At 76.3% G+C, this 20,281-nt stretch carries 19 protein-coding genes; 11 read left to right on the top strand and 8 right to left on the bottom strand.

Annotated features, from left to right (window positions below):
* Nucleotides 1-1,122, bottom strand: a complete 1,122-nt coding sequence (locus CCE01nite_RS04985) for a GNAT family N-acetyltransferase (RefSeq protein ID WP_034632924.1) — start codon at nt 1,120-1,122, stop codon at nt 1-3.
* A 183-nt stretch (nt 1,123-1,305) separates the two neighbouring features.
* On the opposite strand from CCE01nite_RS04985, the gene CCE01nite_RS04980 reads away from it, so the two are divergent.
* Entirely contained in the window at nt 1,306-1,707 is a 402-nt protein-coding gene (locus CCE01nite_RS04980) for a hypothetical protein (protein ID WP_034632926.1), read from the top strand.
* Nucleotides 1,708-1,764: 57 nt separating this feature from the next.
* On the opposite strand, the gene CCE01nite_RS04975 is transcribed toward CCE01nite_RS04980, so the two are convergent.
* Nucleotides 1,765-2,841 (bottom strand): FAD-dependent oxidoreductase, encoded by a 1,077-nt coding sequence (locus tag CCE01nite_RS04975; protein ID WP_034632928.1) that lies wholly within the window; start codon nt 2,839-2,841, stop codon nt 1,765-1,767.
* 149 nt (nt 2,842-2,990) lie between these two features.
* On the opposite strand from CCE01nite_RS04975, the gene CCE01nite_RS04970 reads away from it, so the two are divergent.
* Together CCE01nite_RS04970 and CCE01nite_RS04965 are read left to right on the top strand one after the other, a co-directional pair.
* Nucleotides 2,991-3,836, top strand: a complete 846-nt coding sequence (locus tag CCE01nite_RS04970) for an ATP-grasp domain-containing protein (RefSeq protein WP_211254585.1) — start codon at nt 2,991-2,993, stop codon at nt 3,834-3,836.
* Between the two features lie 79 nt (nt 3,837-3,915).
* Entirely contained in the window at nt 3,916-5,517 is a 1,602-nt protein-coding gene (locus CCE01nite_RS04965) for a glycoside hydrolase family 43 protein (protein WP_034632930.1), read from the top strand.
* Nucleotides 5,518-5,520: 3 nt separating this feature from the next.
* Here the strand turns inward: CCE01nite_RS04965 and CCE01nite_RS04960 are convergent, their stop codons facing one another.
* Nucleotides 5,521-6,390: an AraC family transcriptional regulator gene (locus CCE01nite_RS04960; protein ID WP_034632931.1), complete on the bottom strand. Its 870-nt coding sequence runs from the start codon at nt 6,388-6,390 to the stop codon at nt 5,521-5,523.
* Nucleotides 6,391-6,596: 206 nt separating this feature from the next.
* Here CCE01nite_RS04960 and CCE01nite_RS04955 point away from each other — a divergent pair, with 206 nt between their 5' ends.
* Complete coding sequence (locus CCE01nite_RS04955; RefSeq protein WP_034632933.1) at nt 6,597-7,502, top strand: AraC family transcriptional regulator; 906 nt, start codon at nt 6,597-6,599, stop codon at nt 7,500-7,502.
* Complete coding sequence (locus CCE01nite_RS04950) at nt 7,499-8,746, top strand: low temperature requirement protein A (protein ID WP_246056329.1); 1,248 nt, start codon at nt 7,499-7,501, stop codon at nt 8,744-8,746. Before CCE01nite_RS04955 ends, CCE01nite_RS04950 begins: the two co-directional genes overlap by 4 nt.
* An 88-nt stretch (nt 8,747-8,834) precedes the next feature.
* Here CCE01nite_RS04950 and CCE01nite_RS04945 read toward each other — a convergent pair whose 3' ends face one another.
* Complete coding sequence (locus tag CCE01nite_RS04945; RefSeq protein ID WP_141372034.1) at nt 8,835-9,383, bottom strand: ATPase; 549 nt, start codon at nt 9,381-9,383, stop codon at nt 8,835-8,837.
* 124 nt (nt 9,384-9,507) lie between these two features.
* On the opposite strand from CCE01nite_RS04945, the gene CCE01nite_RS04940 reads away from it, so the two are divergent.
* The 3 genes from CCE01nite_RS04940 to CCE01nite_RS21735 all read left to right on the top strand — a co-directional run bounded on the left by CCE01nite_RS04940 (nt 9,508) and on the right by CCE01nite_RS21735 (nt 13,352).
* Nucleotides 9,508-9,876: a hypothetical protein gene (locus CCE01nite_RS04940; RefSeq protein ID WP_141372033.1), complete on the top strand. Its 369-nt coding sequence runs from the start codon at nt 9,508-9,510 to the stop codon at nt 9,874-9,876.
* Between the two features lie 134 nt (nt 9,877-10,010).
* Entirely contained in the window at nt 10,011-11,453 is a 1,443-nt protein-coding gene (locus CCE01nite_RS04935; RefSeq protein ID WP_141372032.1) for an MFS transporter, read from the top strand.
* An 18-nt stretch (nt 11,454-11,471) separates the two neighbouring features.
* Complete coding sequence (locus CCE01nite_RS21735) at nt 11,472-13,352, top strand: MFS transporter (RefSeq protein ID WP_141372031.1); 1,881 nt, start codon at nt 11,472-11,474, stop codon at nt 13,350-13,352.
* 127 nt (nt 13,353-13,479) lie between these two features.
* Here the strand turns inward: CCE01nite_RS21735 and CCE01nite_RS04925 are convergent, their stop codons facing one another.
* Nucleotides 13,480-15,996, bottom strand: coding sequence for a lysylphosphatidylglycerol synthase transmembrane domain-containing protein (locus CCE01nite_RS04925; protein WP_052104485.1), 2,517 nt, complete (start codon nt 15,994-15,996; stop codon nt 13,480-13,482).
* 168 nt (nt 15,997-16,164) lie between these two features.
* Here CCE01nite_RS04925 and sigJ point away from each other — a divergent pair, with 168 nt between their 5' ends.
* Complete coding sequence (sigJ, locus tag CCE01nite_RS04920) at nt 16,165-17,082, top strand: RNA polymerase sigma factor SigJ (RefSeq protein ID WP_052104484.1); 918 nt, start codon at nt 16,165-16,167, stop codon at nt 17,080-17,082.
* Here sigJ and CCE01nite_RS04915 read toward each other — a convergent pair.
* The 3 genes from CCE01nite_RS04915 to CCE01nite_RS04905 all read right to left on the bottom strand — a co-directional run bounded on the left by CCE01nite_RS04915 (nt 17,054) and on the right by CCE01nite_RS04905 (nt 18,959).
* Nucleotides 17,054-17,668 carry a carboxymuconolactone decarboxylase family protein gene (locus CCE01nite_RS04915; RefSeq protein WP_034634988.1) on the bottom strand — a complete coding sequence of 205 codons (615 nt, stop codon included), beginning with the start codon at nt 17,666-17,668 and terminating at the stop codon, nt 17,054-17,056. The genes sigJ and CCE01nite_RS04915 overlap by 29 nt on opposite strands.
* 71 nt (nt 17,669-17,739) lie before the next feature.
* Nucleotides 17,740-18,324, bottom strand: a complete 585-nt coding sequence (locus CCE01nite_RS04910; RefSeq protein ID WP_211254609.1) for a MarR family winged helix-turn-helix transcriptional regulator — start codon at nt 18,322-18,324, stop codon at nt 17,740-17,742.
* Nucleotides 18,321-18,959 carry a DJ-1/PfpI family protein gene (locus CCE01nite_RS04905; RefSeq protein WP_218026446.1) on the bottom strand — a complete coding sequence of 213 codons (639 nt, stop codon included), beginning with the start codon at nt 18,957-18,959 and terminating at the stop codon, nt 18,321-18,323. The genes CCE01nite_RS04910 and CCE01nite_RS04905 overlap by 4 nt, the downstream gene beginning before the upstream one ends.
* 193 nt (nt 18,960-19,152) lie before the next feature.
* Between CCE01nite_RS04905 and CCE01nite_RS04900 the strand changes: the two genes are divergently transcribed.
* Nucleotides 19,153-19,371 carry a hypothetical protein gene (locus CCE01nite_RS04900; protein WP_084142982.1) on the top strand — a complete coding sequence of 73 codons (219 nt, stop codon included), beginning with the start codon at nt 19,153-19,155 and terminating at the stop codon, nt 19,369-19,371.
* 38 nt (nt 19,372-19,409) lie between these two features.
* Nucleotides 19,410-20,216, top strand: a complete 807-nt coding sequence (locus CCE01nite_RS04895) for a helix-turn-helix transcriptional regulator (protein ID WP_211254608.1) — start codon at nt 19,410-19,412, stop codon at nt 20,214-20,216.
* Nucleotides 20,217-20,281 lie beyond the last annotated feature (65 nt).

Genomic DNA, 20,281 nt, shown 5'->3' with positions numbered 1-20,281 from the left:
TCAGGACCGGCGCTGCCAGCTCGCGTAGACCCCCGCGGGGCGGAACCCGAGCGCGACGTTGATCGCGAGCATGTGCCCGTTCTCCTCGGCGTTCCAGGTGTGCACGCGCCGGGTCGCGGGGCGCTCGTGCGCGAGCGTGCGCAGGTTCGCCGCCTTGACGAGCATCCCGAGCCGGTGCCCGCGGTGCTCCCGGAGCACGAGCGTGTCCTCCTGCCAGGCGCACTCCGGCTGCGCCGCGGGATGCTCGATCCGCGTGAGGGCGACGAGCCGTCCGCTCGGCACGTGCTCGGCGACCGTCACCACGTACCCCCGGCCGCTCGCCGCCGCGAGGTCCTCGCCGTAGCGCACGCGCGCCGCGTCCCACGGGTCCTCCTCGACGTCCAGGTCCGCGAGCGGGACGTCGGTGCTCATGCGCGTGAGCAGCACGCCGACGTCGTCGAGCCAGGCGTCGGGCGTGCGGTCGGTCCACGAGTGCAGGCGGTATCCCGGGCCGGCGGCCGCGGCGGCACCGTCGAGGTGGCGCGCGAGGACGGCGGCGTCGAGCGGCACGTCGAGCACGCTGTACCGCTCGGCCTGCTCGGGCCGGTACCCCCGGTGGGCCGCGAACGCGACGCCCGGGACGGAGCCGTCGAGGCGGCCGCTGCCCGACGCCGCGGCGAGCGCGTCCGGGTGCCCCTCGGGCGGCTCGCCGCGGTGGTACGTCATGCCGTGGACGGTCGTGCGGCCGCGCCGGGCCGCGACGCGCTCGGCGGCGTCGACGAGCGCCGTGCCGATGCCCTGGCGCAGGCGGTCCGGGTCGGCCCAGACGTCGAGCTCGGCGAGGCGGGGGTTGCTCGTGCGGGGGAGCTCGACCACCGCGGCGCCCGCGACGTCGTCGGCGGTGAGGTCCTCGGGGCGCCGGTCCGCGGAGGCCGCGGGGACGGCGACGAGCACGATGCGCTCGGTGTACTCCTGGCCCCGCAGCGTCCCGAGCCAGTGCTCGACGGGCTCGACGAAGTCGTCGTGCCCCCAGGTGCGCCGCTGCGTCTCGGCGTTCAGCCGGTGCGCGCCGACGACCGCGCCAGCCGCGCGGTCCTCGACCCCCGCCGGGAGGACCGCCTCGACCACCGACCACGACGTCATCCTGCGAGCGTGGCACCGCTCCGCGGCGCCGGTCGAGCGCATTGCGTGGCGACGCCGTCGGCTGCTCGCGCGCGCCGGGGGAACCGTCTCACCGCACGCCGGGGTAACCGTCGCACCCGCCCCGCGGGCCCGTCCCGCCGGGGTCCGCCCGAGCCGCCCGGGACGCGACCTATCCTCGACGGCGTGACGAGCGAGCGTGCGTGCGGGACGCGGCCCCCGGGTGCCGTCCCGGGGCTGACCGCGTGCAGCCTGTGCGCGGGCGAGACCCTCGGGTCGGGCGACGCCCTCGACGGCGGTCAGCTGGCCCGGCTCCGGGCGCTCGCGGCCCGCGGCACCGCGCAGCTCACGCTCGCGGAGTGCCTCGACGAGTGCGAGCGCGGGGACGTCGTCGTCGCCCGCCCGAGCGGGGACGCCCGCCGCACGGCCGGCGGCCGCCCGGTCTGGTTCGAGCGCGTGGCGGGCGACGAGCTCACCGGGCTGCTCGCGGGGTGGCTCGACGCGGGCGGTCCGGGTGTGGACCCGGTGCCCGACGCGCTCGCGGCGTACGTCATCGAGCGCGGCGGGGAGCCCGGCGCTGAGGCGTGACGTCCAGCCGGGTCGCGAGCCCGCTGAGCGGCGTGCCGCCGATGGCGGAGCGGGTGCTCAGCGCGCCGCCCACCGCACGGCGCGGACCGTGGAGCGGACCACCTGCTCCTTGACCGCGGCAGCCGGGCGGCCCGTGAGGACGACGTCCCTCGGGCTGTCGTCCCTGCCGACCACCTGGACGAGGCCGTCGTCGCGGCCGAGGCTCAGGCACTGGACCCAGTACCGGAACTGCAGCGGCGCCGGGTCCCGTCCCGAGAGCTCGGCGGCCACGTTGCGTCCGGCGCGTGCGCCGGTCGGGAGGGCCGTGGCGCAGGCCATCCGCAAGGTCCCCGCCCCGGCCGACCAGGCCGCCGCCGCGTCACCGGCGGCGTAGACGTCCGGGTGGGACACCGAGCGGAGGAGCTCGTCGACGACGATGCGCCCGTCGGGCCCGACCCGCAGGCCGGCGTCCGCGGCGAGCTCGGTCGCGGCCACCAGGGAGGCGTTCCACACGACGACGTCGGCGTCGATGTCGTCGGGGGCCACCGTGACGCCCTCGGTCAGGCCGACGCCCAGCCGGTCGAGCACGGTGCGGACGTGCGCCCGCCCCCTCGCCGACAGCGACGGGCCCACGGTGCCCGCCGTGTGCAGCTCGACCGCCCAGCCCGTCCGCTCGGCCAGCTCCGTCGCGGTCTCGATGCCTGTCGCGCCCCCGCCGACGACGACGACCTTCCCGGGGCCGTCAGCCAGGCGCTTCCTCGTGCTCTCCGCGGTCTCGGAGGTGAACACCCTGCCGTCGCGGTCCCCGGCGGGCCCGCGGGTGCGACTGCCGAGGGCGTACACCAGCCGGTCGTAGGCGTGCACGCGTCCGTCGTCGGTCGTGACGGTCCGCCGCGCGGTGTCGATGCTCGTGGCCCGTCCGGGCACGTGCGCCACCCCCCGGGGAGCCAGGAGCGGCGCCAGGGGGTGGGAGATGCTCGGCCGGCCCGCCGCCAGCTCGTGCTGCCGCACCCGCTCGGTCAGCTCCGAGGTCGGGGAGACGACGGTCACGGCCGCACCGGCGGCCGCCCGCAGCGCAGCCATCAGACCGGCGTAGCCCGCACCGAGGACCACGACGCGGGGTCGGGAGGAGTCGTTCTGCTTCGAGGTGTGCATGCCATGGTGACGACGCGGGAACGTCGGACGTGACGTCGCGCCGTCGTGACTCACGTCACATGTCGCGCCTCGCCCTCCGGGGCGTCGAGGACGGCCTCACGCCGGGCGCACGCGTCTCAGGACGCCGCGTCGCGTGCGAGCATCGCCCGGTGCCTCCTCACGTGCTGCTGCTGACCTTCGACGACCCCGACGGCCACGACATCGAGACCCCGGGGGTCGTGGCCGCGCTGCGCGCCCGCGGCGCGACCGTGACCGTCTCGCCGTGGCGCGAGCCGTCGGTCACGCGGGTCCCGGCGGACGTCGTGGTGATCCGCTCGACGTGGGACTACCAGGAGCACCCCGACGAGTTCCGGGCCGTCCTGGGCGCGTTCGCCGCGCCGGTGCTCAACCCGCTCGACGTGGTCGGCTGGAACCTGCACAAGTCCTACCTCCTCGAGCTCGCGCGCGCGGGCGTCCCGGTCGTGCCGACGGCCCTCGTCCCGGCCGGGAGCGACGAGCCGGTGCCCGCCGTCGACGCGCCCGAGGTGGTGCTCAAGCCGGCGATCTCCGCCAACGCATGGGGTCTCGGGCGGTTCGCCACGGGCTCCGCGGAGGCGGCGGACCACCTGCGCACGCTCACCGCCACGGGCGACGTGCTCGTCCAGCCGTACCTGCCGGAGATCCTCGCCGGGGAGCGGTCGGTCGTCGTGATCGGCGGTCGCGTCTCGCACGCCGTCCGCAAGACGCCCGCCGCCGGGGAGTTCCGGGTGCAGGCGGAGTACGGCGGGACGGACACGGCCCACACGCCGACCGCCGCCGAGATCGCGGTGGCGCACGCCGCGCTCGCGTGCGTGCCCGGCGGGCCGGAGGCGCTGCTGTACGCGCGGGTCGACCTCGTCGGTCCCGAGGACGCGCCGCTGCTCATCGAGCTCGAGCTGGTCGAGCCCGAGCTGTTCCTCGACCTCGCGCCCGGCTCGGCGGACCGGTTCGCCGCCGCGCTGCTCGCCCGGGCGTAACGCCGCCCGGCGCGGCGGCGGTCCCGGCTAGCCTCGTCCACGCGCCCCTCTCGTCCACCTCACCGCGGAGGCCTCCTGCATGGGCACGGTCCGGAACCCGATCCTGCCGGGGTGCTACCCGGACCCCTCGATCTGCCGCGTGGGGGACGACTTCTACCTCGTGACCTCGACGTTCGAGTACTTCCCGGGGCTGCCCGTGCACCGCAGCCGGGACCTCGTCGGCTGGGAGCAGATCGGGCACGCGCTCGACCGGCCCGGTCAGCTCGACCTCGCCGGGGTGCGGTCCTCGCACGGGCTGTTCGCGCCGACCCTGCGGCACCACGACGGCACGTTCTGGCTGATCTGCACGCTCGTCGGCCAGCGCGAGGGCGCGCCCGGGGGGAACTTCTACGTGACGGCGACCGACCCGGCCGGGCCGTGGTCGGACCCGGTGTGGATCGACGAGGAGGGGATCGACCCGTCGTTCCTGTTCGACGACGACGGCCGCGTCTGGGTGCACGGGACGCGGCAGCCGCCGGAGCCGCGGTGGCACGACCAGACCGAGGTGTGGGTCCGCGAGCTCGACCCCGCGACGGGCCGGCTGGTCGGCGAGGAGCACGTGATCTGGCACGGCGCGCTCGAGAACGCGGTGTGGGCGGAGGCGCCGCACCTGTACGCGGTCGACGGCCGGTACTACCTGCTCGCCGCGGAGGCGGGCACCGAGTTCCACCACGCGGAGTCGGTGGCACGCGCGGACACGGTGACCGGGCCGTACGAGGGGTACCGCGGCAATCCCGTGCTGACGCACCGCCACCTCGGCCGGGGTGCGGACGTCGTCGGCGTCGGGCACGCCGACCTGGTGCAGGCCGCCGACGGCTCGTGGTGGGCCGTCGCGCTCGGCATGCGGCCGTACGGCGGCTACCACTACAACCTCGGGCGCGAGACGTTCCTGCTGCCCGTCGCGTGGGAGGACGGCTGGCCGGTGTTCGCCCCGGGCGAGGGCCGGGTCCCGGCGGTCGTGGACGTGCCCTTCGCAGGGGAGCCCCGGCCGGGCGTCACGCAGGGGGCCACCTCGGGGCTCGTGCGTCCCGACGACGTCCGGTGGACCTCGCTCCGCGGCCCGGCGCAGGACTTCGCGACGCCCGACGGCGACGGCTGGCGGCTGGCCCTGGACCCGACGACGCTCGCCGAGCCCGGGACGCCCGCGTTCCTGGGCCTGCGCCAGCAGCACACCGACGTCGACCTGCGCGTCCGCCTGACCGCGCCCCTCGCCGAGGGCTCCGGCGAGGAGGCGGGGCTCGTCGTCCGGCAGTCGGAGGACGACCACGTGCGGCTGCACGTCACGGCGCCGACGGCCGGCGGGCGCACGCGGGACGTCGTCGCGGTGCACCGGCGCGGCGGCGTCGACCACGAGCGGGGACGGGTCACGCTCGCCGCGGGCCCGGACGAGCCGCTCGTGCTCACGATCAGCGCACGCGGGCAGGACTACGCGCTGACCGCCGCGACGGCCGCGACCGCTGCGACCGCCGGGGCGGACGGCGACGGCGACGGCGAGGTGGTCGCGGTCGTCGACGGCCGGGAGCTCGACACGGTCGCGACCGGCGGGTTCGTCGGGCTGTGGCTCGGCGTGTACGGGACGAGCAACGGGCGGCCTACCTCGACGTCGGTCACGGTCCACACGGTCGAGTACCTGCTGCCGTGAGCCTCAGGCTGCCTCGACCGGCAGCCAGAGCTCGACCGTCGCGGTGCTGAGGTCGTCGGCGCGCTCGAGCACGGCGACGATCTCCGGTCCCTCGCGCAGCCGCCAGGGGTTCGACGGGAACCAGTCGGTCGCCGTCGCGGCCCAGACGGACTGCAGCGTCTGCGGGTACGGGCCCGCCGCGCGGAACACGGCCCACGACCCCGCGGGCACCGGGAGGACGTCGAGGTCGCCGGGGACGTCGACCTCGTCCGTGACGGCGACCCCGTGCAGGTAGGTCAGCTCGGTGCCCTCCCGGCGGTCGGGGTCGATGTCGGCGCTCACGGCGAGCAGGCCGCGCGGCTCGGTGTCGCTCAGGGCCGTGAGCCGGCCGTGCTCCTCCGGCGCCAGTGAGGTCACGTGCTGCTGAATCGCCGGGTTGACCCCGTGGTGCACGAGCGGGACGCGTACGGCGCGGCCGGCGAGGCGGAAGGCGGGTCGGGAGACGAGGCGGACGTCCATGGGATGTGCTCCTTCGACGGTCAGGCGGAACCTGAGGCGGGGTTGGGTGCGGAGGGGGCCGCCGTCCCGCCGGACCTCGCCCGGGCCGACGCCGTGCACGGACCGGAACGCCCGACCGAAGGCCTCGGTCGAGCCGTACCCGTGGCGCACGGCGATCCCCAGCAGGTCCCGGGTGCCCGTCACGACCTCCGCCGCGGCGAGCGTCATGCGCCGGCGTCGCACGTACTCCGACAGCGGCATCCCCGCCAGCGCCGAGAACATGCGGCGCAGGTGGTACTCGGTGGTGCCGAGGCCAGCGGCGAGGCGGGCGACGTCGAGGTCCTCGGCGAGGTCCTCCTCGACGACGTCCACGAGGTGGTTGAGCCAGGCGATCACGGTGCCCCTTTCCGTCCGTCAGCCTGCCGCCGGGGTCCGGCCCGGCGCCCGATCATCGTGGCCCGGTGCGATCGGCCGGTGCTATCGGCCGGTGCGGTGGGTCCGGGCGACGACCCGTCGACCGATCCGGGCGTCGTCGTGCCTGATCCTGCTCGGAACGGCGGGAACGGGTACCCGGTCGCCGCCGCCGGTGCTTGGGTCGGGCCATGGCCCTCGACGAGCTCCGCACCCTGATCACCCGGCACGCCCGGGCGGGCGTCACCAGCACCCCGGACGGCGTCCACGTCGCGCTCGTCGAGCACCCCGGCGAACCCGAGGCCGCGACCACCGGCACCGTGCTCGCCGTCGTCGTGCAGGGCGCCAAGCGGCTCGCGCTGGGCGACCGCGTGCACGACTACCGCGCCGGGCAGTACCTCGTGGCCTCGCTCGACCTGCCGGTCACCGGGCAGTTCACGGAGGCCAGCCCCGAGCGGCCCGCGCTCGGCGTCGGGCTCACGCTGCGCCCCTCGGTGGTCGCCGAGCTCGTCCTGCACCCCGCGGCGCGTGACCTCGTCGCCGCCGGGCGCGGACGGGCCGTGCCGCCCGGGGTCGCCGTGAGCACCGCGCCCCCCGCGCTGCTCGACGCGGTGCTGCGCCTCGTGCGCCTCCTCGACCGCCCGCGCGACCTGGCGGTGCTCGGGCCGATGGTCGAGCGCGAGATCCTGTGGCTGCTCCTGACCGGCGATCAGGGCGCGACCGTGCGCCAGCTCGGGCTCGCGGACAGCAGCCACCAGCACGTCGGCCACGCGGTGCGGTGGCTGCGCGAGCACTACGCGGAGACCGTGCGGGTCGAGGACCTCGCGCAGCTCGCGCGCATGAGCCCGTCGGCGTTCCACCGGGCGTTCCGCGCCGTCACCGCGATGAGCCCGATCCAGTTCCAGAAGCAGATCCGGCTCCAGGCGGCGCGCGTGCGGCTCGCCGTCGACCCGAGGGACGTGGCCGGCGCCGCGCGCGCCGTCGGCTACGAGAGCGCGTCGCAGTTCAGCCGGGAGTACCACCGGCAGTTCGGGGCGCCGCCCGGGAGCGACGCCCAGCGGCTGCGTGCCGCGGCAGCGGTGGAGGTGACGGCGTGAGCCGCCTCGTGCCCGCCGGCGTGCACCGCTCGCGCCGCCTGCTGCCGGCCGTGCCGAGCCGGGAGGGCCACCGGGCGACGCCGCTCGAGCTGTTCTTCGACCTCGCGTACGTGTTCGCGTTCACGCAGGTGAGCCGGCTCATGGCGCACCAGCACGACGGCGTCGGCATCGTCCAGGGTCTCGTCGTCCTCGCGCTGCTCTGGTGGTCGTGGACGGCGTTCGCGTGGCTGTCGAACCACGCGCACGCCGACGAGGGCGTGGTCCGCGTCGCCATGACGACCGCGATGGTCGCGCTGTTCGTCGGCGGGCTGGTGCTCCCCGACGCGTTCGGTGCGCACGGCGGCGACCGGTTCGCGCCCGTCGTCCTGGTGTCCGCGTACCTCGTGGCCCGCGCCGCGCACGCCGCGGTGTACGCGTTCGGCGACGTCGACGACCCGGCGATGCGGCGGCGCGTCGTGCGCGCGGTGCTGCTCCCGCTCGTCCCGTCCGCCGCGCTGCTCGTGCTCGGGGCGTCCGTCCCGCCCGGGGTCCGGCTGTGGTGCTGGCTCGGCGCGGTCGTCCTCGAGCCCGCCCTGTCCTACCTCGCGACCCGGGGCACCGAGTTCCGGCTGCCGTCCGCGACGCACCTGGCCGAGCGGTACGGCCTCGTCGTGATCCTCTCGCTCGGCGAGTCGGTGCTCGCGATCGGCGTCGGGGTCGGCGCGGCGGGTGAGGCCGTCGACGGCGCGACGCTGCTCGGGGCGGTGCTCGCGATGCTCGTCTCGATCGCGCTGTGGTGGACGTACTTCGCGCGGTACGCCCGCCCCGCGGAGCACGCCCTCGCCGCCACGCGCGGCGTCGAGCGGGCCCGGCTGGCGAACGAGGGCTACAGCTACCTCCACCTCGTCGTGGTCGCGGGCACCGTGCTCGCGGCGCTCGGGATCGAGGGGGCGATGGCGCACGTCGGCGACACCGAGCCGCTCGGCACGTTCTCCGCGGCGGCGCTCGGCGGCGGGCTCGCGTGCTTCCTCGCGGGCGCGAGCCTCTTCGTCCGCCGTGCGCTCGGTGCGTGGCCCGTGGTGCGGACCGCCGGTGCGCTCCTGCTGCTCGCGGCCGTCCCGGTGCTCGGCGCCGTCCGGCCGCTCGCGGCCCTGGGCCTGGTCGTGGCGCTGCTCGTCGGGGTGCTCGTCGTCGAGCAGGCCGGGGTGGGCCGTCGGAGGGAGGCGGACGACGAGCCCGCGGTCGTGGGCGTCGACGCCGGCTGAGCACGGCCCGGGTCACCAGCGGCGAGGGCCCCGCCCTGCGCCGCCCGGGTCACCCCGCCGGCCTGGGCCCGCGTCCGCGCGGCCCGCGTCACCAGCCGGCGAGCGCCCGCACCCGCACGGCGAGCTGCTCGGGGGTCTCGCCGTCGGTCGCGAGCCGGTGGGTCCCCGCCGGGGCCGCGGCGTCCAGGCGGCGGGCGGCGGCGGCCGAGCGCGCGCGGTGCGCCCGGAGCTCCTCGCCGGTCTCGCGCGTCGCAAGCCGGGCGTCGACCACGTCGTCCGACCCGGTGAGCAGCACCGCGGTCACCGCGGGGGAGTCGCCCATCGCCGCCGCGAGCGCCTCGGCGGCGAGCACGCTCACGGTGTTCGTGTAGACGAGCCGCCGGTACCCGAGCTCCCGGTAGTTGGCCCAGACCGCCGCGAGGTTGCGCAGGTCGAGCCCGTGCTCCCACGGCGGCGGCCACGCGAGGTCGAGGAAGTCACCCTCGACGACGGCGTGCCGCACGTCGTCGGCCCGCAGCAGCGCGTGCAGCGCGAGGGCGGTCGAGGTCTTGCCGACGCCGGAGCGACCGCCGATCACGACGAGGTGGGACGCGTCGTCGGCCGGGCCGCGGTGGTCCTCGTGCTCCGGTGCTGCCACGCGTCGGAGGGTAGCGGGGCGCGCGACCGGGCCGCGGGCGGGGCGGTGCGGCGCACCGGGGCACGGCACGGCACGGCACACAATCCGCTGTCCCGCGCGGGGCCGCACCGCCACACTCCTGCGCATGAACCAACACGAGACCGCGAGCCCGCCCGAGACCGTGACGCTCTGGCGCCCGACCGGCCCCGAGGAGCTCGCGCTCGTCGAGGCGACCGGGTGGACGGCGTGGCCCCCGCGCCTGCCCGACCAGCCGATCTTCTACCCGGTGCTGAACGAGGACTACGCGACGCGGATTGCGCGCGACTGGAACGCCCCGCGCAGCGGCGTCGGCTACGTGACGCGCTTCGAGGTCCGGACGGACTTCCTCGACGCGTACGACGTCCAGCAGGTCGGCGGCGAGACGATCCTCGAGTACTGGATCCCGGCCGAGGACCTCGACGCGCTGAACGCGAGCATCGTCGGGCGGATCGAGGTCGTGGGCGAGCACCGCTGACGCCCTCCGCCGCGTCGTCCCCTCCCCGCGCACCGAGCACGGGCGGGGGCGACGCGGCGCGCCCGGCGGCACCCGGTCGGCGAGTTGTGCACGTCGCCCCCGCGGTGGAAGGTAAGCGACCGGGAAGGAGACCCATGACCCCGCCGCCCGCCCCCACGCGGACCGAACGCCTCGACGCCCTGCCGTTCACGCGCGAGCACCTGCGCCTCCTGCTCGGCTCGGGCGCCGGGTGGGCGCTCGACGCGCTCGACGTCGGGCTCATCTCGTTCGTCCTCGCGCAGCTCGCGGTGCAGTGGGGGGCGTCGCCGACCGAGCTGTCGTGGATCGCGTCGGCCGGGTTCGTCGGCATGGCGCTCGGCGCGAGCCTCGGCGGGCTGCTCGCCGACCGCATCGGGCGGCGCCAGGTGTTCGCGCTGACGCTGCTCGTGTACGGGCTGGCGACGGGCGCGTCGGCGCTCGCGGGCTCGGTCGCGGCGCTCATCGTGCTGCGGCTCGTCGTCGGTCTCGGGCTCGGGGCGGAGCTGCCCGTCGCGTCGACGCTCGTGAGCGAGTTCGCGCCGCCGCGCATCCGCGGGCGCGTCGTCGTCGCGCTCGAGGCGTTCTGGGCTGTCGGCTGGAGCCTTGCGGCGGTCGTCGGGTACCTCGTCGTCCCCGCGAGCGACGACGGCTGGCGCTGGGCGCTCGCGATCGGCGCGGTCCCGGCCCTGTACTCCGCGGTCGTGCGCGCGGTGCTGCCCGAGTCGGTGCGCTTCCTCGAGTCGCGCGGGCGGGTCGTCGAGGCCGAGGCCGTCGTGCAGCGGTTCGAGCGGTCCGCCGGCGTTGCGCCGGAGCCGGCCTTCGTCGCCCCCGCGACGCCGACCGCGGGCGGGTCGTGGACCCCGAAGCCGATGGTGCCGGGACCGCGCCGGCCGTCGGCCGACGAGTCCGACCCCGTCGAGCCCGACGGCACCCGCGCCCGCCCCCAGCCGCCCGCTGCGCGCGGGACCCGGGTCGCCGCGCTGTTCGCGCCGTCGCTGCGCCGCCGCACCGTCGCACTCTGGCTCGTGTGGTTCATGGTCAACTTCGCGTACTACGGCGCGTTCATCTGGCTCCCGACGATCCTCGTGGCCGACGGGTTCACGCTCGTGCGGTCGTTCGAGTACACGCTGTGGATCACCCTCGCCCAGCTCCCCGGGTACGCCGCGTCGGCGGTGCTCGTCGAGGTGTGGGGACGGCGCCGCACGCTGTCCACGTTCCTCGTCGGCTCCGCCGTGGCGGCCGCGCTGTTCGCCTCCGCGGGCACCGAGCAGGGCGTGCTGCTGACCGGGATGCTGCTGTCGTTCTTCAACCTGGGCGCGTGGGGCGCGCTGTACGCGGTCACGCCCGAGCTGTACCCGACGTCGGTGCGCGGGACGGGATCCGGCGCCGCCGCGGGCTTCGGGCGGATCGCCTCGGTGCTGGCCCCGCTGGCCGTGCCGTTCCTGCGCGACGCGGGCGGCACGAGCCTGCTGTTCGGGGTCTTCGCGGCCGTCTTCGTGGTCGCCGCGGTCGGCGCGTTCACCCTCCCGGAACGTCAGGGTCTCCCGCTGGACGAGTAGACGACCTACGCTGCGCGCGTGCCGGACACCTCGCAGGACTCCCCGCGGGCGACGACGCCCGTCCCCGTCCCTCGTCGGCGCGTGCTCGCCTGGGCGCTGTGGGACTGGGGGTCCGCGGCCTTCCAGGCCGTCATCACGACGTTCGTGTTCACGCGCTGGATCACGTCCGACGCGTTCGTCGACCCGGCGACCGTCGCAGCCGCCGAGGCCGAGCCCGGCGGGGACGGACCGGCGAACGCGCTGCTCGACGCGGCGCTCGCGGACCACTCCGCGTGGCTCGGGTGGGGGCTGGCCGGCGCGGGCGTGCTCATCGCGCTGCTCGCGCCCGTGACCGGCTCGAGCGCCGACCGCACGGGGCGGCGCAAGCGCTGGCTCGGCGTGCACACCGCGATCACGGTGCTCATCAGCATCTCGATGTTCTTCGTCACGCCGGACCCCGGCTCGCTCGAGCAGAACCTGCTGCTCGGGATCTTCCTGCTCGCCGTCGGGCACGTGTTCTTCGAGCTCGCGGGCGTCAACTACAACGCGATGCTCGCGCAGGTCTCGACGCCCGGGACCGTCGGCAAGGTCAGCGGCATCGGCTGGGGCGCCGGGTACGTCGGCGGGATCGTGCTGCTGCTCCTGCTGTTCGTCGGGTTCATCGACCCCGAGGTCGGCTGGTTCGGGGTCACCGACGAGGGCGGCCTCGACATCCGGGTCGCGGTGCTGTTCTCCGCGATCTGGTTCGCGGTGTTCGCCCTGCCGGTCTTCTTCGCCGTCCCCGAGCTCCCCGTCGCGGGCCGCCCGGAGCGCCGCGGCGTCGTGGCCGCCTACCGGGCGCTCGCCGCCGACGTCGTCCGCCTCTGGCGCACGAGCCGCCCCACGGTCGGCTTCCTGGTCGCGAGCGCGGTGTACCGCGACGGGCTCTCGGGCGTGTTCGTGTTCGGCGCGATCATCGCCTCGACGACGTTCGGGTTCACCGCCGGCCAGGTCATCCAGTTCGCGATCGCCGCGAACGTCGTCGCCGGGCTCGCCACCGTCGCGGCCGGGTGGCTCGACGACCGCATCGGTCCCAAGGCCGTCGTCGTGGGCTCGCTCGTCGGGCTCGTCGTCGCCCGCCGCGCGTCACGACCTCGTGCCGACGCAGCGCGAGTACGCCGCCTGAGCGCACCCCGCTCCTCTCCCGACCCAGGGCAGCACGCACCCGCGTGCTGCCCTGGGTCGTCTGCGTCCCCGGTGGGGCGGCGTGCACGGGAAGCGGACGGCCGTGGGGCGGCGATGCGGCATCCTGAACCGGATTCCGCCGCGTGCGTGGTGGGTCAGCCGCCAGCCCGCCGCGCGAAGGAGCCGACCATGACGCCGACGACCGACCCGACGCCCACCGTCCCCACGGTCACCAACCCGGCCCACGCCCCGGTGCTCGCCGCCCCCGCCGCGGCGCACGGTGCGCGGCCCTGCGGCGCCGACCACGCGTGCGCCGGCCCGACGCGGCGCAGCGTCCTGCGCGGAGCCGGTGCGGTCTCGCTCGGGGCGGCGGCGCTCGTGCTCGCCGCGTGCGCGGCCCCGGCGGACGGCGACGACGAGCCCGCGGCGGGCGGCGGCGCGTCTGCGGACGGCGGTGGGTCCGGAGCGGTCCTCGCGCGGCTCGAGGACGTCCCCGTGGGCGGCGCGCTGTCGGTCGACGGGCCCGACGACGTCCCGCTCGTCCTCGTGCAGCCGACCGCGGGCACCGTCGTCGCGTACGTCGCGGTGTGCACGCACCAGGGCTGCACCGTCGTCCCCGACCGGGACGTGCTCGTCTGCCCGTGCCACGCCTCGGTGTTCTCGACCGAGGACGGCTCGGTCACCACGGGCCCCGCCGAGGAGCCGCTCGGGCAGCTGCCGGTCCGGGTCGTCGACGGCGAGGTCCTCGTCGCCTGACGTCCGCACGGCGCGCCCCGCGCGGAGCCGGCCGGACGCCGAGGGCGTGGTCCTCGTCGAGCGACGTCCGCACGGCACGCCCCGCGGAGGGCCCGCCGGGCGGCGCCGGCGCGGTCGACGCCACGGGCTAGAGCTCGCCCTTGCGCTGCAGGAACCGCATGGCCGCCCAGCCGATGGGGATCCGCAGCCAGAACGTCAGCGCGCGGAACAGGAACGCCACGGAGACCGCGACACCGGCGTTGATCCCGACGGAGGTCAGGCCCGTGGTCAGCGCGAGCTCGACGGTGCCGAGGCCGCCCGGGGTCGGCACGAGCGAGCCCGCGGTGTTCCCGGCGAGGTAGAGCAGCGCGACCTGCACGAGCGAGACGTCCTCCCCGAACGCCCGCAGGGCCGCGTCGAACGCGAGGACGTAGCCCATCGTCATGAGCACGTTGCCGCCGAACGCGAGCACGAGCCGCCGGGGCTGCCCGACGACCTCGATGAGCCGCGGCCAGGTCTGGCGCAGCATCGGGAGCGTCTTCGAGGCGACCCACGCGCGCACGGCCGGCACGAGCAGCGTCGAGGCGACGAGCAGCGCCAGGATGCCGATCGCGAGGAACATCTGCGGCGACGCGGGCAGCGGCGACGCCTGCTGGGTCCCGGACGCGACGGACAGCCCCAGCAGCAGCAGGATCGTGACGACGAACTGCGAGACCTGCACGAGCGCGACGGTCGCCGCGGCGAGCGACGTCGACACCCCGCGCCGCGTGAGCATCCGCAGGTTGAGCGCGGCGGGGCCGATCCCGGCGGGGGCCGCGAGCGCGACGAAGGTGGCTGCGGTCTGCACGAGGGTCGCGCGCCACACCGGCAGCCGCACGGGCGAGAACGCGACGAACGCGAGCCCCGCGCCGAACAGGGTCAGCAGGCCGAGGCCGAACGCGACGAGGCTCCAGCGCCAGTCGCTCTCGCTGACCGCCTCGGTGATCTCGTCGACGTTGATGCTCGTGAGGACGACGACGACCGCGACGGTCGTGAGGAAGATCGTCAGCAGCGTCCGGGCCCCGAAGCGCACGAGCTGCTCGGGGTGCACGTCCGCCTCGGGGAGCCGCTGGACGAGCGCGGACCGCAGCTCGGCGAGGACCTCCTTGTGCGCGCGCATCTCGTCGCGCGTGCGCTGGGGGAGGGCGATGGTCTGCAGCAGCGGGCCGACGGCGGCGATGTCCTCGTCGGGCAGCACGCGCGACGCCGACTCCAGGGCGCGCGTCGCGCCGACCCGCAGCGCGAGCAGCGCCACGAGCTGGGTGACGTCCATGCGCCGGGCGAGCTCGGAGGACGCGACGTCGCCCTGCTCCCACCCGACGAGCCAGGCGACGGGCCGCCCGACGACGACGTCGACGAGCACGACGTCGCTGGTCAGAGCGCGGTGCGCGATCCCGGCGCCGTGCGCGAGCCGCAGCTGCGCCCAGACCTCCTCGAGCATGTCGTCGGTGATGTCCTCGGCGTCGAGGTCCGCGAGCGGGCGGGCGGTGCCGGGCGCCTCCTGGACGAGCAGCATCGAGTCGTCGGCCTCGGAGATGCTGAGCAGGCGGGGGGTCCGGACGCCGGCCGCGCGCGCGGCGTACGCGAGGAGCGCGGCACGCTCGGCGGCCTGGCGCAGCGACACCACGGAGCGCCCGTCGAGCCCGCGCAGCCGGAGCGAGCGCCACAGCCGCGACAGCATGCCGACGACCTGCCGGTCGCCGTCGAGCACGACGACGTCGAGGTCCTGGCCGTCGGCGGTGGTCAGGTCGTAGACGCGGTGGTCGGAGTAGCGGGCGATCGCGCGGGTCGTCGTCGGGGGTGCACCGGCGGCGGTGCCGGCGGTGGCGTCCGCGCCCTCGTCGTGCGCGTCGGGCACGCGGGTGATGCGGACCGGCTCGAAGCCCGCGCGCCGCACGCCGTCGACGAGGCTCACCCCGTACGCGCGCTCGGAGCGCACGCCCGACAGGTAGCGCACGCCGAGCCCCGCGACACGCCCGACGAGGAGCGCGACGGCCAGGCCGGGCAGCGACACGGCGCCGGTGATGAGCACGACGCCGACCCAGACCCACAGGAGGTTCCACGACCACGCGACCGTGCGCCGCCGGGTGCGCGGCCCCGACGTCGTGAGCAGCCCGGCGATGAGGGAGACGTACGGGGGGATGGTCAGCACCCACGCGCCGCTGCGCAGCCGCACGGACATGCCGGTCACGAGCTCCGCGGGCCCGAACGCGTGCACCGCCCACCCGAGCACCATGCACAGCAGGAGCCCGCCGAGCGCCGCCGCGAGCGCCTCGAGGAGCTGGCGCCCGAGCCGCCGGATCGCGAGCTCGGTCAGGACCGCGACGGGCGCGAGGACGACCACGACGATCTCGAGCAGGGTCACGGGGAAGATGAGGATCTGCCCGAGGAGCGACCGAAAGCCCTGCACGTCCTCGGCGACCCCGGTCGTGGTGTTCTGCGCGTAGGTCGCGGCGACGAGCACGAGCGCGATCCCGAGCGTCCCGACGACCACGCCGAGCAGGTCGCTCGGGTGGTGCACGCGGACCGCGGGGGTGTCGACGATCTCGACGCCCGCGAGCCGGTCGGCGTCGTCGTCGGGGGACGGGCCGAGACCGAGGCGCGCGGTCGTCGGCAGCTCGGGCATACCGGCGAGTGTAGGCAGCGAGGCCCTCCTCGCCCCGGCGATGTCCGGTGCGCCGGGCCAAGTCGATCCTCGGGGCGGATGCTCGTGCGACCTGGGTCGGTCCTGGGTCGTACCCGGGGCGCGCGGCTCTCAGGGTCGACTCAGGGTGGGTGCGGCAGGATGCGCCCCATGACCGAGCAGGACGCGCTCGCGCGCGAGTTCGAGGAGCACCGGGCGCGGATCGTCGGGCTGGCCTACCGGGTGCTCGGCAGCCGGGCCGACGCCGAGGACGTGGTGCAGGACGCGTGGCTGCGGTTCGCGGGTGCGGACCGGCCCGCGATCGAGGAGCCGGCCGCCTGGCTCACGACGGTCACGACGCGGCTGTGCCTCGACCGCCTCCGCTCGGCCCGGGTCCGGCGCGAGACGTACGTCGGCCCGTGGCTGCCCGAGCCGTGGGTGCAGCCGCTCGACGCCCCGCCCGGGCCCGAGCAGCTCGCCCTGCTCGACGAGTCGGTCCGGCTCGCGCTGCTCGTGGTCCTCGAGGAGCTCTCGCCCGAGCAGCGCGTGGCCTTCGTGCTGCACGACGTGTTCGCCGTGCCGTTCGCCGACGTCGCGGAGTCGCTCGGCACCAGCGTGGCGGCGGCGCGGCAGCTCGCGTCGCGCGCCCGGCGGGCCGTGCGGGAGCACCGTCCGCCGCCCGCGGTCCCGCTGCCCCGCCAGCGCGAGGTCGTCGAGGCGTTCACGCGCGCGGCGTTCGGCGGCGACCTCGACGGCCTGGTGCGCACGCTCGCGCCCGACGTCGTGCTGCGGTCCGACGGCGGTGGTCGGGTCAGCGCGGCGCTGCGTCCCGTCGTCGGCCCCGACCACGTCGCGCGCTTCCTGCTCGGGCTCCGGACGAGGGCGGGGACGGCGCGGGTCGACGTCGTGCCGGTGCTCGTCAACGGCGAGCTCGGTGCTCTCGTCGAGATCGGCGAGAGCACCGACGCGCACGTCGCGTCGGGGATCACGGTCGTCCTCCCGCGCGTCGGGCCCGACGGCCTGGTGCACGGGGTCGACATGGTCCGCAATCCCGACAAGCTCACGCGGGTGCGCGTCCCGGTGCGGTGAGCGGCGCCCCGGTCGGGCGGGCGGTGTCGAGCGGCGGGAGCGCGCACACGTCCCCGTCGGCGAAGCCCTGGCTCGTGATGCCGAGCGCGTGGTTGAGCCGCGAGCGCTGGTTCTCGAGCGCGACCAGGTGGGCCAGCTCGACCGTCCCGGCGTCGCCCAGCTCGGCGCGCAGGGTGGCCACCATCGCGTCGGTCACCCCCATCGGGGTCGCCGTGGCCGCGTCGGCGAACGCCATCGCCCGCTTCTCGAGGTCGGTGAACGACGCGGAGCCGGCGTAGTCGCGCACGGCCACGAGCTCCTCGGCGCTCACGCCGACGCGCAGCGCGAGCATCGCGCCGAAGTCGATGCACCACGGGCAGCCGATGACGACCGCGACGCGGTGCTCGACGAGGCTGCGCAGGCGCTCGGGCAGGTGCCGGCGGGCGCGCAGCAGCACGACCTCGCCCACGAGCTGGGACCAGAACACCCCGCGGCTGTGCGCGGTCACGGCGCCCGGGTCGAGGGGCATGCCGAACATCCGCCGGGTCGCGGCGGCGGCGACCCGGTCGGCGAGGCGCGGGCGTGCGGGTGGGGCGATGCGGGCCATGGTGACTCCTCGGGTCGTCGGTCACTCGGGTGACGACGCAGGAGGGGAGAACGTGACGGGCGCGGGCCGGGTCAGCCGGTCGGGTGCTCCCGGTACGCGCGCGACGCCGCCGCGATACGCTCGGCGGTCGCCCGGAACGCGCGCAGCTCGTCGGCCCCGACCGCCGCACCGACCGCGTCGGCCCACGCGTGCTGGGCGTCGCGCAGCCGCAGCAGCGTCTCGCGGCCCCGCGGCGTGGGCTCGAGCAGCCGGGCGCGGGCGTGCCGGGGGTTGTCGAGGTAGCGCGCCCAGCCCTTGTCGACGAGCAGGTCCGCGGTGCGCTGCACGCTCTGCCGGGCGAGGCCGAGCCCGACGCGGCGCGCGACGTCCGAGACGGTGAGCGGCTCGTCGAGCGTCGCGCCGAGCACCTGCCACCACGCGGGGGTCAGCCCGGCGGGCTCGGCGATGTCCCGCGCGGCGGCGAGCAGCTCGCCGTTGAGCTCGAACACGGGGAGGACGAGGGCGGTCAGGGCGTCGCCCGCGGGGGAGCGGCCCGCCGCGCGGTCCGCCGTCGCGCCCGTCGCTGCACCCGTCGCGCCCGTCGCACGCGCCGCCGCCCGGTCGGCCGCGGGCGTGCGTCGGGGCGCCCGCGCGCCCGCCGGGGTGGGTCCGGTCACGCGCCGGCGCCGGTGAGCTGGTCGTAGAAGCGGCGCTCGCCGGTCGTGTAGAGCCCGTACCAGGCCTCGGTGATCTCCGGCGGGAAGAGCTCGAGGGCCTCGAAGACCGCTCGGGCGAAGTCGACGGGTGCCGTCGCGGGCGCGGTGATGACCCCGCGGTCGACGACGGTGCGGCCCTCCCGGTACAGCGCGTGCCCGGCGTAGCCCGGGGCCGTCGCGAGGAAGTCCGCGGCGTTGCTCGTGTGCTCGCGGTCGTCGAGCAGGCCGGTGCGGGCGAGCGCGAGCGTCGCGCCGCAGATCGCCGCGACGGGGACGCCGGCGTCGACGCACCGCCGGGCGAGGTCGAGCACCTGCTCGTGGCCCTCGCCCCAGGACTCGCCGCCCGGCAGGACGAGCGCGGCGATGTCCTCGAGCGGGACCTGGTCGAGCTGGGTGTCGAGCAGCACGCGCAGCCGGCCGGTCGTCGTGACCTGGGTCGTCCCGGTGGGGCCGGCGGTGACGAAGCGGTAGCGGTGGTCGCCCTGCTCGGCGGCGATCGTCAGGCCGGCGGTCAGGTACGCGTACTCCCAGTCGGCCATCGTGTCGAGCCCGTACAGCACCACGGTTCCCATGTCGTCCTCCTCGGTTGACAGCACCCTGTCAACGCTACGCCGATGACAGGGTGCTGTCAACGATGCCGTCGTGGCCCGCCCCCCCCGGATCGCCCGGCCGGCTCTGCGCGCGCCGGCGCGTCAACCTGGGTTGACGCGGCGCGCGCGGTCGCCTAGCGTCGGAGGCGTCAACCCAGGTTGACGAACTGACCGGAGGTGCGACGTGGAGGAGGTCGACATGAGCATGCTCGTGCGGCAGGCGGACGGGGACGACCCGCTGTCGGCGCTCGCCGCGCTCGCGCAGCTGCGCCGCGAGACGGACCGGCGCGAGGCCGTCGTCGTGCGGCGCGCGCGCGTCGCGGGGGTGCCGTGGGCGTCGATCGCGACGATGCTCGGCGTGAGCAAGCAGGCCGTGCACAAGAAGTACGGCGGCTCGCGGTTCTCGCGCACCGACTGAGCGGCACGCCCCGCGCGGTGCGCCGTAGCGTGACGCCGGTGAGCGACAACGCTGCGCGCCCCCCGGTCGGAGTCCTGCTGCGCGACTGGCGCCGGCGCCGGCGGCTCAGCCAGCTCGAGCTGTCGATCGAGGCCGAGGTGTCCACCCGGCACCTGAGCTTCGTCGAGACCGGGCGGGCCCGCCCCAGCCGGACGATGATCCTGCGTCTCGCGGACCACCTCGACGTCCCGCTGCGCGAGCGGAACGCGCTGCTGCTCGCGGCGGGCCTCGCGCCGGCCTACAGCGCGCTCGCGCTGGACGACGCCGGGATGGCGCCGGTGCGCGAGGCGGTCGACCTCGTGCTGCGGGGGTTCGAGCCCTACCCTGCCGCCGTCATCGACCGCCGGTGGAACCTCGTCGCCGCCAACCGGAGCGCGGACGTCCTCACCGCCGGGGCGGCGGAGCACCTGCTCGGGCCCCCGCTCAACGTGCTGCGCCTGAGCCTGCACCCGGACGGCATGGCCCCCCGGGTCGTGAACCTGCCGCAGTGGCGATCGCACCTCCTCCACCGCCTGGCGCACGACGTCCGGCAGACCGGCGACCCGGAGCTCGAGCGCCTGCACGAGGAGCTGTCCGCGCTGCCCGGCGGCCGGGACGCGTCGCCGCCGACCGGGATCGCCGTCCCCCTGCGCCTGCGCCACGGCGACACCGAGCTGGCCTTCCTGAGCACCGTGACGACCTTCGGCAGCGCGCTGGACCTGACGGCTGCCGAGCTCAGCATCGAGGCCTTCCTCCCCGCCGACGCGCGCACGGCGTCGGCGGTCCGGGAGCTGACCGGAGCCGCGCCGGAGCCTGCCTCGGGCTGACGTGCGGCGCCGGCCCGGGAGCCCGCGACGGTTGTACGTGCCGCGCCGGATCCCGCCTCAGGCCG

Source organism: Cellulomonas cellasea (assembly GCF_006538745.1).
GTDB lineage: Bacteria > Actinomycetota > Actinomycetes > Actinomycetales > Cellulomonadaceae > Cellulomonas_A > Cellulomonas_A cellasea.
Note: the sequence above shows the minus strand (reverse complement) of the source record. Positions and strands in the feature narration are given on the sequence as shown.

Excerpts from the sequence above, each read along its gene's own strand:
- CCE01nite_RS04935 (WP_141372032.1), top strand. The coding sequence starts at position 10,011 with ATGACCCCGCCGCCCGCCCCCACGCGGACCGAACGCCTCGACGCCCTG.
- CCE01nite_RS04940 (WP_141372033.1), top strand. The coding sequence starts at position 9,508 with ATGAACCAACACGAGACCGCGAGCCCGCCCGAGACCGTGACGCTCTGG.
- CCE01nite_RS04925 (WP_052104485.1), bottom strand. The coding sequence starts at position 15,996 with ATGCCCGAGCTGCCGACGACCGCGCGCCTCGGTCTCGGCCCGTCCCCC.
- sigJ (WP_052104484.1), top strand. The coding sequence starts at position 16,165 with ATGACCGAGCAGGACGCGCTCGCGCGCGAGTTCGAGGAGCACCGGGCG.
- CCE01nite_RS04915 (WP_034634988.1), bottom strand. The coding sequence starts at position 17,668 with ATGGCCCGCATCGCCCCACCCGCACGCCCGCGCCTCGCCGACCGGGTC.
- CCE01nite_RS04975 (WP_034632928.1), bottom strand. The coding sequence starts at position 2,841 with ATGCACACCTCGAAGCAGAACGACTCCTCCCGACCCCGCGTCGTGGTC.
- CCE01nite_RS04985 (WP_034632924.1), bottom strand. The coding sequence starts at position 1,122 with ATGACGTCGTGGTCGGTGGTCGAGGCGGTCCTCCCGGCGGGGGTCGAG.
- CCE01nite_RS04955 (WP_034632933.1), top strand. The coding sequence starts at position 6,597 with ATGGCCCTCGACGAGCTCCGCACCCTGATCACCCGGCACGCCCGGGCG.
- CCE01nite_RS04900 (WP_084142982.1), top strand. The coding sequence starts at position 19,153 with ATGAGCATGCTCGTGCGGCAGGCGGACGGGGACGACCCGCTGTCGGCG.
- CCE01nite_RS04965 (WP_034632930.1), top strand. The coding sequence starts at position 3,916 with ATGGGCACGGTCCGGAACCCGATCCTGCCGGGGTGCTACCCGGACCCC.